We start from the raw sequence: 15085 nt of genomic DNA on the forward strand, positions 1-15085 counted from the left end.
TGAGCCATTAACCATCAATACTAAGGTGGGTCAAATTTAAACGAAAAAGTGGGTCAATTTTACTTGACAATCAACATAGTTTAACGACCAGATAAAAGCCATCGGTTTATTAATTACCACTAATCGAACAGTTTATCGTCGACATCGTTTCCCTCGGCCAAGTTTAACAAGGACACATAAATGTTAACCACAATCTGAAACAGTTCCGGCGGGATTTCCTGCCCCATTTGAAGCTTGGATAGCAGGGTGGCGGCGGAGTCATCGTGATAGATCGGGATGCCGTTTTCTTCAGCGACGCTTAAGATGTTTTGGGCGACAAAACCAGTTCCGGCGGCAACGATGACGGGAGAGCTATTTTTATCAGGATCATAGCGCAGTGCGGTAACTTTTAAAGGTTGTTCCCTGGTTTCTGCTTCTGGAGTTGCGTTGTTTGTTTGGCCGTCCTGGATAGGGATGTTTTTTTTTGGTGCTTTTTTAGCCTTAGATGGTGACATCGAGACCTACCTTTCTAAAAGCCAGCTTTGGAAAACGTTGCAGGATGGTCTGGCTTTGTAAATATTCGCCCACCCCATAGCTGGCAAGGGAATAGCCCTGCTCCTCGACGATGGATTTTAGCTGCTCCCGGGTCGCTTTTAATGTTTCAACCAATGGACCGGGAGACTTAATATTTAAGGTAATATTTTTATCCCGGGCCAGTAGCTCGACCTCAAAATTACCGTACCGGTCCGACTGAATGGTAAAGAAAATATCGGTTGCATTGTCAGAGTCCCCTTTTTCGCCCTTTTTAGCGGCGGGATCTTTGTCAACAAAAAATTCACCATAGGAATTTTCATCTAAAAAACGCAGCGGAATTAAAAAGTGCATAATCGTAAAGATGGGGCTTTCGTTACGTACCAGGGTTTCTAGCAGGTTTTGCGCGGAATTGATAATTTTTGACGAGTTTTTTTCGTCCAGTGCCTGTTCGAGCAGTTGGGCCAAAGCGACCTTCTCACCATCACCCGGGTTTTTAGACGAAGATTCCAGACGATCAGACAGAATTTCGGCTTCTTTAGCATGGCGGAAAAGTTGGTTTTTCATTTCCACAATATCGCTGTCGGTTAAGTTGGACAGGGGTTTTAAGGCCTGGGAAAAGCGCAAGACCGCTGCTTCGAGTTGTTCAGGGTTACCTTTATCAAATCGGACAATGTGATCAATAATCGTCGCTACCGATTGATAGGTTTTATCGCTGTAAGCCTGGGACTGCAAAATCTGACGCAGTACCGGGATGGTATCGTTTTTTAGCAGTTGTTGAATTTCCTGATAGTTGAGATTTTTTGAGTTCAACAGGGTTTCGATACGGGATAAACGCTGTTCTAATTGATCACCCGGCTTACCGTTTTGGGCGGCTTTTAAATTAATAAGATTTTGAAGTTCCTGGTTTGGTTGTTCTTTTCCGTTTGACTTAGTTAAAACAAGTTCCAATTTAAGTAGTTGTTGTTCAAGCAAGGCCCGCTCTTTAGAGGGAAGTGTCATCAGCAAACGGCTGGTCTCTAAAAAAATACCGTTGAGGGTCTGGTTTCGGTTTACGTGGGCATCGTAGTGCCTGAGAATGGAAACAATGGCCTCTTTTAACTGGGGATACCCGTCCAATTTAGCCAATGATCGAAGACTGTCAAAAAAAGAGCCCTTAAAGATGGAGTCGGTTTTGTCTCGGAGTAGAAGTTCGCTCAAAAGATCCTGAGTGTTGATAAAAAGACCATCTAACAATTCTTTCGGCAAGGCTCCTGCGGATGACTCGAAAAGCTCGGAGATCAACACAAGCTTGCGCAGGGCATCAGCTTCTGCAGTCGTGCTGTTCATCAGGGGTTTTAGAATTTCCTTTTGCAAATTCTGAAACAGGGTTTCCCGGAAGCTCTCTTTGTCATAGTTTTCTGAAACAGGTTTTATTTTACTGCCGTTATCGGTGCCGTTAATACTAAAAACTGAATCACTGGGAGTATGTTTACTTGGGATATCATTAACTTTTGGAGTGGAGACAGTCGAGGTGATTTTGATACTATCCAACTGAGAGCTCCTTTCTATATCTTACTTTAGTTAGTTTAGATTATACTGTATTCGCAATAGATAATCAATCATTTAAGAATTGATTTAATAAGTTGGTGAAGATTGTTAAAGAAGTCTCTAGTTTTTAATAAAAACCTAAGGAATCTCGGATTTTTGCCGATATTATATTAATGGACACCATGCAAACAAACGAAGTTAAAGATTGTAACAGAGAAATTACATCAATTCAGGTTGATAAACTTCGTGGAATTGGGGTATATCTACAAGGAATTAAAAAATAAAGTGCATTTAGGACAAAAAGCCGATATAATAAATTAAGGTAAAAATTTCATGTATATAAAGGATGGACAAAATGAGTAATTATGATTCTGGAAATGATTCCATTTTAGAGATGTATATTTTTGAATCGGAAACACTGCTTGATCAATTAGAGGAAATTTTTCTTCAATCTGAAGACAATGCGGAATTAACCCCGGATGACATTAATGAAATCTTCCGGATTATGCATACCATCAAGGGTTCTTCAGCAATGATGGAGTTTGACATGTTGGCACATTCCTCTCATAAATTGGAGGACCTGTTTTTCGTTATTCGGGAAAACGGCATAAAGCAGGAGGATTTTGGGGATTTAATGGACCTGGTCCTTAATTTTTCCACTTTTCTCAAAGGCGAAGTTGAGAAGATCAAGAACAACGAAACCCTGCTGGATGAAAACGACGAACTAATTGTCGAAACGGATGCTTTCTTAAACCGAATTAAGGGTTTATCGCAGGATGTGCCAGTAAAAGAGCAGGAAGAAATCATTGACAGCCCGTTGGATGATGCCAAAACAGAAATTCAAGAAACAGCAGAACACGATGATTTGTTTGGGGATCTGCGTTTTGACACGGTTAGCGATGAAAAAACAGAAGATGATGAGGATGAAGCGGATGAAGCGGACATGGTTGAGATGGCTGACAAACCAAACACTTACTGTCTTCACACCCGATTTAACGAAGATTCTCAAATGGAAAATATCCGCGCATTTATGCTGGTTAACAAACTGGAATCGATTGGGAAGATCACAAAAACAATTCCGGAACAGCTCAATAATAATCCGGAAGCGGCGGGGATTATCCTAAAAAATGGATTTTTCTGTCATCTAGAAACAAATGCCGATAAGGAAACGGTTGAAAACATTGCGCTAAGTATCTTATCTGTGAAACGAATCGATTTTGTTGATTGTTTCCAGGAAGAAGAAATCACACCTGAAATCAAGACCAAACCCGATGTTGTACCAGTGGGGAAAAAGACCCCTGAAAAGGTTAATGATCCCAATAAGCAAAAAACTAATGTTCAGAATTTAATCAGCGTTGACTTAAATAAACTAGATACTCTAATGAACTTAATTGGCGAGATTGTTATCACGGAATCGATGGTTTTTGGCAGCGTTGGCATGGAAGGAAAGCGGGATGAAAGTTTCGAAAAAGCGTCAACCCAACTGCAAAAATTAACCGATGAACTACAGGATATTGTGATGTCCATTCGGATGATTCCCATCGCCGGTACCTTTAAAAAAATGCAACGAATTGTCAGAGATGTTGGTAAAAAGCTAAAAAAAGAAGTGGAATTCATCACCATGGGTGAAAGTACCGAGGTAGATAAAACGATCATCGATGGGATTGCTGATCCGCTGATGCATCTGGTTCGAAATGCCATGGACCATGGCCTTGAAAATGCACCAGAACGAATTGCTGCAGGAAAAAACCCGGTCGGCAAGGTGATTTTATCAGCCCAGAATGTTGGGGGAGATATTATTATTTCTGTCAGTGATGATGGAAAGGGGCTGGATCCGGTCGGAATTCTGGAAAAAGCTAAAGAGAAAAAATTGCTGGTGAAGCCGGAAGAAGAGTATTCAGAAAAAGAAATTCTCAATTTAATAATGGCGCCCGGTTTCTCGACCAAAGAAACGGTAACGGAGTTTTCCGGTCGTGGGGTTGGTATGGACGTTGTTAAGAAGAATATTGAAAAGGTGGGTGGATCTATTTCAATTGAAAGTGAAAAAGGTTCTGGTACCAACATTTTCTTAAAAATTCCATTGACCCTATCCATTATTTCCGGAATGGAAGTGCTAGTCGGTGAGGATATTTACGAAATTCCCATCAGCAATATTCGAGAGACCTTTAAGATCACGGCCAACCAGCTCATTAAAGATCCCGACAACAACGAAATGGTTATGATTCGTGGGGTATGCTATCCACTGATTCGGCTACATGATATTTTTGAAGATAGAAAGTGTGAAACCCATATTGAAGATGGCATCTTAATGCTGGTGGATTCCGGAGATACATTTGCCTGCCTGTTTATGGATGATCTGATCAAGAAACACCAGATTGTTGTAAAACCGATTCCAAAATATTTAAACCATTATTCAATTAAAAATTCAGGAATTGCCGGTTGTACAATTTTAGGAAACGGTAGTATCAGTCTGATTGTTGATATCCCGGCGATTTTAGATCACTACTAGATCCCCCGCTTGGTTTGATTTTAAAGATAAATTATGAGGTAAGAAAATGATAAAACTGAAGGAAGACGAGTTCCAGGCCATCACACGCTATATGCATTCCAATTATGGTGTCGATTTACACAAAAAAAGACACCTGATTGAAGGGCGCTTAAGTCATTATGTTTCTCAATTGGGTTATGACAACTATATGGATTATTTTGAGTATGTAAAAAACGATAAAAAGAATGATGAAATCAGTGTACTCATCAATAAACTGACCACGAATCATACCTATTTTTTACGGGAAAGCGAACATTTTGATTTTTATAAACAACAGGTTCTTCCTTGGGTGGACGAAACAACCAAAACCAAAGACTTGCGGGTATGGAGCGCCGGCTGCTCATCAGGACAGGAACCCTATACCCTGGCCATGATTACCCGAGATTATTTAGGTAATAAGATAAGTTCCTGGGAGAGTACCATTCTGGCTTCAGATATCTCGGACAAGGTATTAATGACCGCTAAATCGGGGGTATATTCCAAGGAAGAGCTCTCCAAGATTCCGATGGAATGGAAACGGAAATATTTTAGGGATTATGATGAAGCGTATCTATCAGTGACAGAACCAATCAGAAAAGGGGTGGCTTACCGTAATTTCAATTTGCTTTCCCGCTTCCAATTTAAAAAGCCCTTTCACGCCATCTTTTGTCGAAATGTAATGATTTATTTTGACAAACCCACCAAAAACGAGATTGTGCAAAAATTTTATGATTCGTTACTTCCGGGAGGGTACTTTTTCATTGGACAAAGTGAATCCCTGGCTTCGGTTGATCATTCTTTTAAATATGTTAAACCATCTATTTATCAGAAAGAAGGCTAAAGTTTTCTGAGTAAATGACGATAATTGTTATAAGAAACAATAGTCAAAGTGACTTGGAATAGCGATAGTTTTAAACAAATTAGTTTGGAGGGATTTAAAATGGCATCAGTTAATTCATCAACCAGTACGAACTCGTCACTGTTAGCTAAAACCGGAATGGGTGGCTTGGTATCGGGTTTGGATACAGATTCTTTAGTTGAGAGTTTAACGAGCGCAAGTCGTTCAAGAATAGCGAAACAACAGCAAAGTGTTCAAAAACTGGAATGGAAACAAACCAGTTATCGGAATGTGTCTAAAACGCTTAAAGAATTCCAGAGTAAATACCTGGATGTGCTGTCAAAAACGAATTTTAGAAGTGCATCCTTATTTAATACCATAAAAGCATCGACGACGTCGACAAAAATTTCAGTTTCTGCTACTAGTGCTGCTGCAGCAGGGAACATTGAGATTACAAATGTTACCCAGTTGGCGACAAACCAGACCATCACAGGGGTTTCGGGTGCTTCCGCCGCACTAACCGGAGGGACGGCTTACGATGCCAGTTTACTGGATGATATTTCGCCGACAACCAGTAAATCATTTTTATTAAAAATGGACGGTAGCGTACGTACCATTACGCTGGATCAGGCGTTTAAAGAGAGCGTGGGAACGGATGGTTTTGAAACAGCACTTCAAAACAAGATTAACACTGCTTTCGGAGAAAAAAGTGCCGGTGTACCAGTTGTTGATGTTACTTTGGTAGGGGGTAAAATAGGTTTTTCTGCATCCGGTTCTCAGTTGACAGTCAGTGCCTTGAATTCAGATACTGGAACACTTACTAAGTTAGGCTTCACCGATGGGCAAACCGATCGATTAAGTACAAGTAAGGCATTATCGGAGTTACCATTACTAAAAGATACGCAGCCAGTTGATGGGGAATATAAATTTTCAATTAACAGAACTAACTTCTCATTTAAAACAACAGATTCTTTGTCAAGTGTTATCAATAAGGTAAATACCAGTGATGCCGGAGTAACCATGTCTTACTCTACGATTACGGATAAATTTACATTAACAGCTACAGAAAGTGGTGCTGGTGATAATATCGTCGTTAAAGAAACGACAGGTACCTTGATGAATGCCTTTGGTTTGGCAGATCTTTCAACCGAAGTGGCGGGCACAAGTGCTACATCTGAGGCTGGGAAAAATGCGATTTTGGAAGTTAATGGACAATCCATTGTACGGACTTCTAATTCCATTGAAGTGAATGGTGTCAAAATTGAACTTTTAGAGAAAACTGCCGTGGACGAAGTACTGAAAGTATCAATGAGCGAAGACACAACCGAATTAAAAGACACCATAAAGAGTTTTGTTGAAGATTATAATAATTTAATTTCTTCGATGAATACTTTGATTAAGGAAAAGGCTGATTCTGCTTATCCACCACTTACTGATGCGCAAAAAGGTGAAATGACTGAAAAGCAAATCGAAGCCTGGGAAAAAAAGGCCAAGGTTGGTTTATTAAAAGGAGACAGTGTTTTAAAAGGAATTACATCTAAGATGCAGTCAATGATGTATGGAGCGGCTGAAAGCGGTGGGATTACATTGTTTAATATGGGAATCTCTTCAGCAGGCTACGCAGAGAACGGAAAGCTTAAAATTGATGAAGAAAAACTGGAGACCGCACTAAAAACAAGAGGGTCTGAAATTAGAGATCTTTTTACAACAGAAAAAACGGGTTTAGCCAATCAGTTAAATAGCGTGATTGATGCAGCCGTAAAAACAAGCGGTGTGAAAGGCACTCGGGGGTCTTTAATTGAGTTGGCTGGTTATGAATCAACTCTTTCGAATACGGAAAATAGCATAACTGACAAAATAACAAAGGCGAATAAAATGATAACGAGTTTGAATAAGAAATTAAAGACTGAAGAAACTTATTATTGGAGTAAGTTTACGGCTCTGGAGACAGCACTGCAGCAACTTAACAATCAAAGTGCGATGATTACATCATTTGGTTCAAGTTCGTAATGATAGAAAGGGGGAAAATGTAATGCAATACGCAAATGCTTATCAGGAATCAAAGCGTTATGCCATCGAATCTTTGTCAAAAGGAGAGGTGGTTATTAAGCTCTTTGAGGAAGCAGAAAAACAGGTAAAAATGGGCATCATCCTAATAGAAAAGGATAGTTTTGCTAAAGCATACAATTGTATCGCAAAAGCGCAAAAGATTATAACCTCACTTAATCTTTCGTTGGATATGCAATACCCCATTTCAATTGAGCTTAATCAGATGTACAGTTTTATTTTTGAAAAGTTGGGTGAAGCCAATAGTAGTCGTGATATCCAATTATTAAGGAGTCTATTGACTTTAATTGTTGATCTTAAAGATTCATTTAAGGAAGCAGAGAAAATCAGTAACCCTTCAAAATCAAGAGGACTGTAAGATGGACGATGTTTCTCATGAATTATGCCAGGAAAAAATTTCTATTTTAAAAGAATATGTAAGCAAGGGTGAAGAAATTCTCAGCAGTATTGAGGACTGGGAAAATCTGGATTTAATCCTTGAAGAACGAGATCAACTAATCCTCAGACTTAAAAATATGGAAGAGCATTTAACTGGACTAAAGGGAAATCAAGTTTGCAGTAGTGATGAAAAAAAGCAAATTGATAACCTGGTCAAACTTATTCAAGACATGGATCAAAGTTGTATTCATATGATCCAAGCTGAACAACAAAAAACCCTTCAGGATTTGAAAAAAAATCAGCAGAATCAGAAAGTGGCAGATTATGAAATCAGTTTAACCCCTAGCCACGGTACTTTTCTGGATGCGAAAAAGTAAATTGATAAATTAAATGAATAAATACACAAAAAAAGCAACTTTTGTTGCTTTTTTTTATGCGGTAACATATAATAAAACAGGTGTGAAAAACAATATTTAAATCATTTTTTTAAATGATGATTTAAAACTTCACAATGCAAACTTTACTTTAACAAATACAATAGTGTAACCTAATTATTGGTTAACTTAATTACAACTTAGGCAGTTTGTAAATCTGTTTGTTGTTTTTTAGAACTTATGGTATGATTGTAATATCTGCAAATCGTGTTATTTTTAGTTTGTAAATAGTGATAAAAAATATTGATTTAACAAAAGTATGAGATAATGAATAAAGATAAAAAAGCTGACAGTTTTGTTGGCATATTAAAAAAGGAGGACATGATGATTGGTGATTCAATAACCTCAGCTCTATATCAAAAAGCACTTGATGGTACCTGGCAAAGACAGAAGGCAACCAGCAATAATATTGCTAACTCTGAAACACCGGGGTATAAAGCGATCAAAGTCAATTTCGAGGATTCATTGAAGGCGGAAGTCAACAAGCTGCAAACCACTGCAAATACTAGTGGGACGGGTTTTCTTGACAAAATGGAAAGCATTCAATCCATCGATAATTCAAATATTAATGTATATCAGGGAGCCACCACGAGTCGTTTAGATCAAAACAACGTGGATATGGAGTCTGAAAACATTGATATGACAAAGTCGGTACTGCAATATAACTATCTGGTTCGTGGTGTCAGTGACTCCTACTCCAGATTAAAATATGCAATTAATGGAGGAAAATAATGAGTTTCTTAAGTTCTTTTAATATTTCCGGATCGGGTATGACAGCTCAAAAGTATCGATTGGATGTTGTTGCGCAAAATATTGCCAATGCCAAGGTTACCCGAACCGAAGAAGGTGAACCGTATCGTCGAAAAATGACAGTGCTGAGTAGTGTTAATACGGGAACCTTCCTGGACGCGCTTAAAACAGCAACCGGTGCTGTTCAAAAGGCCGGTGTACAGGTTGAGGCAGTGATTGAAGATGAGTCGGCCTTAGTTCCGGTTTATGATCCCACCCATCCAGATGCTAACGCTGAGGGATATGTGATGTATCCCAATGTCAATACCGCTCAGGAAATGACTGACGCCATGGGTGCCAGCCGCGCCTATGAAGCAAATGTAACAGCATTTAACGCGACAAAATCAATTGTATTAAAGGCCCTTGAAATCGGCCGTTAAAAGGAGAAAGTGATGTTTATTTTACCCATGAATTCCATTATCGGCGGAGCAAATATTGGCACTGCTGTCACGACCCCGGGAAATGCAGCAGAAACCGGCGTTGCCGGAGATTTTAAAAATATTCTACAGGATACGATTAATAATGTAGAAGAAACAGAAGCAGTTACGAAGGTAGATGCTTACAATTTGTCAATTGGTAATATGGACGATATGCACACCATGATGATCAACACCGCTAAGGCAGATGTTGCACTGCAAACCATGGTACAGTTGCGTAATAAGGTCTTAGAATCTTATCAGGCTGTTATGAATACAGGCCTATAAGTTTGGATAGGTCAAAACATTTTTTTAAACCAGGAATGGATACCGGGCTGAAATTTTATTTTGGTGACCGGTATTCCCTGTTAGAATGCGCCAGTTTATTAACGACTATTGACAGCAAATACTTTGGATGGATGAGAAAAGACGATGAATGAGAAAATTAAAGGCTTTTTAGAAAAAATCAAAAATTTCTGGACCGGAACGACCAAAAAAGCTAAGATTCTGATGATTGGTGGCGTTGCACTGGTCTTGTTGGCATCCATCGGTTTGACCGTTCTTTTGAACCATAAAGAGTATGTACCGCTTTTTACTGGTTTAACCCAGGCAGAAACCACTGAAATTATGTCAGCCCTGACAGAATCGACGGTAGATGTAAGGTTAGATGCCGGGGGAAATATCATGGTGCCCTCTGGTGATGAGGCAAAGGTGCGGATGCAGTTGGCAACAGCCGGTTACCCCAAAAACGGCTTGAGTTATTACGTCATTAAAGATAATAACAGCATGCTGGCCACCGACTATGAGCGGAAACAATATGAAAACATGCAGCTTCAGGAGCGACTGGGTGCCAGCATTAAAACCTTAAGCGGGGTCAAAGAGGCCATTGTTACCATTTCGGTACCAACAGAAAATGTGTTTTATCTACAGGAAACAGAAAGTACCACGGCGTCGGTTATTATTCATTTAGAGCCGGGGGCCACCTTAACGCGGCAGCAAATTGCGGGGATTCAAAATCTGGTAATTAAGTCCGTATCGGGTCTGACGGCAGAAAACATCGCACTTACTGATGGAGAAGGAAATGATCTGGTCAACAATCTGGCGGCTGAAAATGGCGGCGAAGCTAAGTTAAAATTGACAAATGCGGTTGAGAATGCATTAACTCAAAAAGTAAACAAGGTATTGGACGGACCTTACACTCAGGAGCAGTATAAGGTTGCCGTAACAGCGACTCTTAATACCGATGCAATTAAGCAGGAATCAACCGTTTATACGCCATCAGAAGATGGTGAAAACTCCGGGGTGATCAATCAGGAGTCCTCCAGTTTGGTTATCTCCAATGAGGACGGAATCGCCGGCGGAATTGCTGGTGTTACCGGGAATACGGATATCACAACCTATGCAGAAGGTCTAATTGGTGATGGTGGAATCGTCACTGGGATAAACGAAAATACCACTTATTCGGTTAGTCAGGAAATTACGCAGACTGAAAAACTGGACCCTGCCATCGAAACGGTCTCCATCGGGATTGCCATTGATGATCCGGCGATGACCCCGGTGGCCCGGGAAAACCTGATTCAATTAGTGGCTTTTGCCGCTGGCGTCCCGCCTGCAAGTGTTACCGTGCGTAACTTTGAATTTGCTCAGCTGGAAGAAGAGGTGGATGAACCGCTGTTTACACCGCAACAGTTATTGGTGTTTGGTGGCATCGGAGCTGGTGTGCTGTTACTGCTGCTGGTCTTGTTATTTATTCTTAGCCGCGGCAAAAAGAAAAAAGCGGCTGGAAAAGATAAGAAGAAGGGCAAGCGTGGAAAAGGGATTGATGAAGCCTTTGCAACCGATGAAGATTCTCAAACAGATGATTTATTTGGTGCTCTGGCAGCAGATCACCTGGAATCCATTGAGCCAATTCAGACGCTTAAAGATGATAAAAAAGAAAAAATCAAAGAGTTTGCCACCACAAATCCGGAAATTGCGGCGCAGTTATTTAAGTCATGGCTTAAAAATGAAAGTGAATAGATAAGAATTTTTGAAGGAAGTTGACAAATATGGACGTTACCTTAACACCACGACAAAAAGCAGCGCAGGTCGTTATTTCTCTGGGCGCAGATATTGCTTCTAATATATATAAACATTTACAAGAAGAAGAAATTGAAGTTCTGACCTACGAGATTACCCGACAGGATAGTGTGCCGCCGGAGGTGGCAGATCAGGTCATTGACGAATTTTATGGTCTTTGTGTGGCTCAAAAGGTATACATTGAAGGCGGGGTTAATTATGCCCGAAATGTACTGGAAAAAGCCTTTGGGGTTCAGCAAGGTAGTGCACTTTTGGAGCGGGTCACAAAAACACTCAGGACGAAGGCCTTTGAGTTTATCCGTAAAGCGGATTACAAAAATCTAATGAACATGATTATGAATGAGCATCCTCAGACTATCGCTCTGGTTTTATCTTATGCCAGAGCCGATCAGGCTTCGGCCATTATCTCGGAATTGCCCAAGAGCATTCGGGTTGAAGTGGTCGAACGGATTGCCAGGATGGATCGGACGTCTCCGGAAATTATCAGACAGGTTGAAACCATTCTTGAACGCAAATTTGAATCGGTTGTTTCCTTCGACTTGCTGGAAGTTGGCGGGATTAATTACATTGCTGAGATTATGAACAACATTGATCGTGGGACCGAAAAATACATCTTTGATGAACTTAGTAAAAATGATGCCAAACTGTCAGAAGAAATTCGTAAGCGGATGTTTGTATTTGAAGATATCGTTATCCTCGATTCAATGTCGATTCAACGATTCTTGCAAGAAATTGATACAAAAGAAATGTCAGTCGCACTTAAGGGTGCAAACAAGGCAGTTGCGGATATTATTTTTGCCAATATGTCCCAACGTATGGGTGATACGGTTAAGAGTGAGATGGAATTCTTGCATAATGTCAGGGTCCGGGATGTAGAAGAAGCGCAGCAGAAGATTGTTTCGGTCATTCGAAGACTGGAAGAAGAAGGCGAAATTGTAACATCTAAGGGTGGAAAGGACGAGATCATTGTCTAGTATTGTAAAAGCTAAATGGGTGTCTCAAATTAGTATGCCAGCCGTGATACCAGTTATCAGTCATCATGAAACAGAGCAAGAAAGTGACAATCAACCAGACATCGAAACGACAATGGCTGAAGATCAAACCGATCAGGATAACAGCGTTGAAGCGATGCATGCCGCCAATGAACTGATGAAGGAAGCAATCAAGGCCAGTCAGGAAATCAAAGAAAAATCTCAGGAAACAGGTTATCAGGAAGGCTTTTCGCAGGGCTACGCAACGGGTCACGAAGAAGGCTTGAAGGATGGCACCCGGGATGGCTTTCAAGCTGGTCTGAGAGAAGGCTTAAACGAGGGCATGACACAGGCAACAAGCGAAATTGAGCAGAAACTTCAGGAGATTCATGAACTTCTTGATGCAATCAACGAAGAGCGGCAACAGGCGCTGGACAACCGCGAAAAAGAGCTGCTCGATATCGCTTTTGAAATAGCCAAGAAAATAATGAAATATCAGGTTGCAGAAGACCAGGATCTGTTCTTGCGGTTTTTTGATGAGGTCATTCATGGGGATGAAGAGGATCTTAAAATCTATTTATCTGAAAACCAGAAAACGCTGGATCTCCATATTAATAAGGGAATGGCAGAAAAACTCAAGAAGCTTTCGAAAAAATCCAAGGTAATTATTCTCAAGGATGAGGATAAGATCATGGTGGAAAGCAATGATTCGGTCATTGATATGAGTCTGCCGGTACAATTGGATCAATTGGAGAAAGCCATCGAACAAAGTTCGTAACTGGAGGCGAAAATGAATACATCTGAAATTTGTAAAGCCATTCAACGAGCAGAAACCTATCACTACTTTGGAAAAATTGAGAAGGTCGTCGGAATGATGATTGAATCCGTGGGCCCGGAATGCAGTATTGGGGATTTGTGTAAGATATTTGATCAGAATGCAGATCGTTTCATTTTAGCTGAAGTGGTTGGTTTTCGCGGCAATAAGGTTTTATTGATGCCATACGAAGAACCAGAAGGCATTAGTTTTGGAAATATTGTAGAACCCACCGGTTCTTCCCTGAAAATTGGTGTGTCGGATAGTATGATTGGCCGGGTTGTTAATGCCATGGGAGAACCCATTGATGGGGGCGGCCCGATCTTAAATACCACGCCCTACGAAATTCAGAGTGCTGGGGCTAACCCCTTTTCAAGGCCATGTATTGACGATATCCTGGAATTTGGGGTAAAGGCAATAGATGGTTTATTAAGCATTGGCAAGGGCCAGAGAATGGGCATCTTTGCCGGTAGTGGTGTTGGTAAAAGTACTCTGATGGGGATGATTGCCAGAAATGTAAAAGCTCAGGTTAATGTGATTGCCCTGGTCGGTGAGAGAGGTCGGGAGGTTCGCCAGTTTTTAGAGAATGATTTAGGGCAGGAAGGTCTGGAACGATCAGTGCTTGTGGTAGCCACCTCCGATCAGCCCCCCATGCAGCGGATGAAATGCGCATTGACAGCGACTACCATTGCGGAGTATTTTAAGGATCAGGGCAATGATGTCCTTCTGATGATGGATTCGCTGACCCGATTTGCCATGGCCCAACGGGAAATCGGCCTTGCCACTGGAGAACCCCCTGTTGCCCGAGGATACACGCCCTCCATTTATGCGATGATGCCAAAGCTGCTGGAACGTAGCGGAAATTTTGAAACCGGCTCCATTACCGGGATTTACACAGTGTTGGTTGAAGGGGACGATATGAATGAACCGGTGGCCGATACAGTCCGGGGGATTATTGATGGGCACATTGTGCTGTCCCGTAAAATTGCGGCCAGAAACCACTATCCGGCTATTGATGTTCTTAATAGTGTCAGCCGATTGATGTCTAATATTGTCAGTAAAGATCAGATGGACGCGGCCTCGTCGATGCGAAATATGATGTCAGTGTATGATACCAACTACGATCTGGTCAGTATCGGCGCTTATAAAAGCGGCACGAATCCGTCTTTGGATATTGCCATTAAAAAAATTGCCGGCATCAATCAGTTTTTGCAACAGAAGGTTGATGAAAAATGTTTTTATGATGAGAGTGTTGAAGCCATGAAGAAGGCCGTCTTATGAAAAAATTCCAATTTCATTTAGGAAAGCTCCTTTCTTATAAAGATCAGAATCTGGAAAATGAAATGATGATACTAGGTGGCTTGACCAGACAACTCAGTGATGAAATGGACAAACAGCTGGAGTTAGAAGACCAACTGGAAAAAAGTCAGAAGAATTACGAACGTGATATGGCTGCTTCTATCACCGCTACAGCCTGTCAGGTGTATCTCCACTATATGTCTTTTCTGAAAGAACAGATCAAAATTGTTGAAAAAAGAATCGATGAAATTACAGAGAAGATTGATATTCAAATTGAGGTAGTTAAAAATTTAAAGCTGGAGACCCGTTCACTTGAAATTGTTAAGGAAAACAGATATGATGATTACAAAAAAGAAATCGTCAAAGAGACAGAAAAGGCAATGGAAGAATTTATAACCACCAGCAAAATTATGAAAGATGGATCGTGACCATT

15 protein-coding genes are annotated in these 15085 nt (G+C 40.7%); 13 read left to right on the plus strand and 2 right to left on the minus strand.

What is annotated here, in order from left to right:
- Window positions 1-119 precede the first annotated feature (119 nt).
- Both U2P91_RS14375 and U2P91_RS14380 read right to left on the minus strand, forming a co-directional pair.
- Window positions 120-494, minus strand: coding sequence for an EscU/YscU/HrcU family type III secretion system export apparatus switch protein (locus tag U2P91_RS14375; RefSeq protein WP_322519870.1), 375 nt, complete (start codon window positions 492-494; stop codon window positions 120-122).
- Window positions 481-2043: a hypothetical protein gene (locus tag U2P91_RS14380; protein WP_322519871.1), complete on the minus strand. Its 1563-nt coding sequence runs from the start codon at window positions 2041-2043 to the stop codon at window positions 481-483. The genes U2P91_RS14375 and U2P91_RS14380 overlap by 14 nt, the downstream gene beginning before the upstream one ends.
- A 352-nt stretch (window positions 2044-2395) precedes the next feature.
- Between U2P91_RS14380 and U2P91_RS14385 the strand changes: the two genes are divergently transcribed.
- The 13 genes from U2P91_RS14385 to U2P91_RS14445 all read left to right on the plus strand — a co-directional run bounded on the left by U2P91_RS14385 (window position 2396) and on the right by U2P91_RS14445 (window position 15080).
- Window positions 2396-4549 carry a chemotaxis protein CheA gene (locus tag U2P91_RS14385; RefSeq protein ID WP_322519872.1) on the plus strand — a complete coding sequence of 718 codons (2154 nt, stop codon included), beginning with the start codon at window positions 2396-2398 and terminating at the stop codon, window positions 4547-4549.
- Window positions 4550-4595: 46 nt separating this feature from the next.
- On the plus strand, window positions 4596-5408 hold the full coding sequence (locus U2P91_RS14390) for a CheR family methyltransferase (RefSeq protein ID WP_111887612.1): 813 nt from the start codon (window positions 4596-4598) through the stop codon (window positions 5406-5408).
- A gap of 99 nt (window positions 5409-5507) precedes the next feature.
- Window positions 5508-7415 carry a flagellar filament capping protein FliD gene (gene fliD / locus U2P91_RS14395; RefSeq protein WP_322519873.1) on the plus strand — a complete coding sequence of 636 codons (1908 nt, stop codon included), beginning with the start codon at window positions 5508-5510 and terminating at the stop codon, window positions 7413-7415.
- Between the two features lie 22 nt (window positions 7416-7437).
- Window positions 7438-7830, plus strand: a complete 393-nt coding sequence (gene fliS / locus U2P91_RS14400) for a flagellar export chaperone FliS (protein ID WP_111887610.1) — start codon at window positions 7438-7440, stop codon at window positions 7828-7830.
- Window position 7831: 1 nt separating this feature from the next.
- Complete coding sequence (locus U2P91_RS14405) at window positions 7832-8227, plus strand: flagellar protein FliT (RefSeq protein ID WP_111887609.1); 396 nt, start codon at window positions 7832-7834, stop codon at window positions 8225-8227.
- 324 nt (window positions 8228-8551) lie between these two features.
- Window positions 8552-9016 (plus strand): flagellar basal body rod protein FlgB, encoded by a 465-nt coding sequence (gene flgB, locus U2P91_RS14410; RefSeq protein ID WP_111887608.1) that lies wholly within the window; start codon window positions 8552-8554, stop codon window positions 9014-9016.
- Complete coding sequence (gene flgC / locus U2P91_RS14415; protein WP_111887607.1) at window positions 9016-9453, plus strand: flagellar basal body rod protein FlgC; 438 nt, start codon at window positions 9016-9018, stop codon at window positions 9451-9453. Before flgB ends, flgC begins: the two co-directional genes overlap by 1 nt.
- A 12-nt stretch (window positions 9454-9465) precedes the next feature.
- Complete coding sequence (fliE, locus tag U2P91_RS14420; protein ID WP_111887606.1) at window positions 9466-9777, plus strand: flagellar hook-basal body complex protein FliE; 312 nt, start codon at window positions 9466-9468, stop codon at window positions 9775-9777.
- Between the two features lie 144 nt (window positions 9778-9921).
- Window positions 9922-11508 carry a flagellar basal-body MS-ring/collar protein FliF gene (gene fliF, locus U2P91_RS14425; protein WP_322519874.1) on the plus strand — a complete coding sequence of 529 codons (1587 nt, stop codon included), beginning with the start codon at window positions 9922-9924 and terminating at the stop codon, window positions 11506-11508.
- A 29-nt stretch (window positions 11509-11537) separates the two neighbouring features.
- On the plus strand, window positions 11538-12542 hold the full coding sequence (gene fliG, locus U2P91_RS14430; protein WP_111887604.1) for a flagellar motor switch protein FliG: 1005 nt from the start codon (window positions 11538-11540) through the stop codon (window positions 12540-12542).
- Window positions 12535-13317, plus strand: a complete 783-nt coding sequence (locus U2P91_RS14435; protein ID WP_322519875.1) for a FliH/SctL family protein — start codon at window positions 12535-12537, stop codon at window positions 13315-13317. The genes fliG and U2P91_RS14435 overlap by 8 nt, the downstream gene beginning before the upstream one ends.
- A 12-nt stretch (window positions 13318-13329) precedes the next feature.
- The gene (gene fliI / locus U2P91_RS14440) at window positions 13330-14634 is read left to right on the plus strand and encodes a flagellar protein export ATPase FliI (protein WP_322519876.1); all 1305 of its coding nucleotides are present in this window, start codon (window positions 13330-13332) and stop codon (window positions 14632-14634) included.
- Window positions 14631-15080: a hypothetical protein gene (locus U2P91_RS14445; RefSeq protein ID WP_111887601.1), complete on the plus strand. Its 450-nt coding sequence runs from the start codon at window positions 14631-14633 to the stop codon at window positions 15078-15080. Before fliI ends, U2P91_RS14445 begins: the two co-directional genes overlap by 4 nt.
- The last annotated feature ends 5 nt before the right edge of the window (window positions 15081-15085 follow it).

It is taken from the genome of Acetobacterium sp. K1/6, from assembly GCF_034438075.1.
GTDB lineage: Bacteria > Bacillota > Clostridia > Eubacteriales > Eubacteriaceae > Acetobacterium > Acetobacterium carbinolicum.

What these genes read in the sequence shown, in the direction of transcription:
- U2P91_RS14375 (WP_322519870.1), bottom strand. Translation starts at nt 494, where the DNA reads ATGTCACCATCTAAGGCTAAAAAAGCACCAAAAAAAAACATCCCTATC.
- U2P91_RS14385 (WP_322519872.1), top strand. Translation starts at nt 2,396, where the DNA reads ATGAGTAATTATGATTCTGGAAATGATTCCATTTTAGAGATGTATATT.
- U2P91_RS14390 (WP_111887612.1), top strand. Translation starts at nt 4,596, where the DNA reads ATGATAAAACTGAAGGAAGACGAGTTCCAGGCCATCACACGCTATATG.
- fliD (WP_322519873.1), top strand. Translation starts at nt 5,508, where the DNA reads ATGGCATCAGTTAATTCATCAACCAGTACGAACTCGTCACTGTTAGCT.
- fliS (WP_111887610.1), top strand. Translation starts at nt 7,438, where the DNA reads ATGCAATACGCAAATGCTTATCAGGAATCAAAGCGTTATGCCATCGAA.
- U2P91_RS14405 (WP_111887609.1), top strand. Translation starts at nt 7,832, where the DNA reads ATGGACGATGTTTCTCATGAATTATGCCAGGAAAAAATTTCTATTTTA.
- flgB (WP_111887608.1), top strand. Translation starts at nt 8,552, where the DNA reads ATGAATAAAGATAAAAAAGCTGACAGTTTTGTTGGCATATTAAAAAAG.
- flgC (WP_111887607.1), top strand. Translation starts at nt 9,016, where the DNA reads ATGAGTTTCTTAAGTTCTTTTAATATTTCCGGATCGGGTATGACAGCT.
- fliE (WP_111887606.1), top strand. Translation starts at nt 9,466, where the DNA reads ATGTTTATTTTACCCATGAATTCCATTATCGGCGGAGCAAATATTGGC.
- fliF (WP_322519874.1), top strand. Translation starts at nt 9,922, where the DNA reads ATGAATGAGAAAATTAAAGGCTTTTTAGAAAAAATCAAAAATTTCTGG.
- fliG (WP_111887604.1), top strand. Translation starts at nt 11,538, where the DNA reads ATGGACGTTACCTTAACACCACGACAAAAAGCAGCGCAGGTCGTTATT.
- fliI (WP_322519876.1), top strand. Translation starts at nt 13,330, where the DNA reads ATGAATACATCTGAAATTTGTAAAGCCATTCAACGAGCAGAAACCTAT.
- U2P91_RS14445 (WP_111887601.1), top strand. Translation starts at nt 14,631, where the DNA reads ATGAAAAAATTCCAATTTCATTTAGGAAAGCTCCTTTCTTATAAAGAT.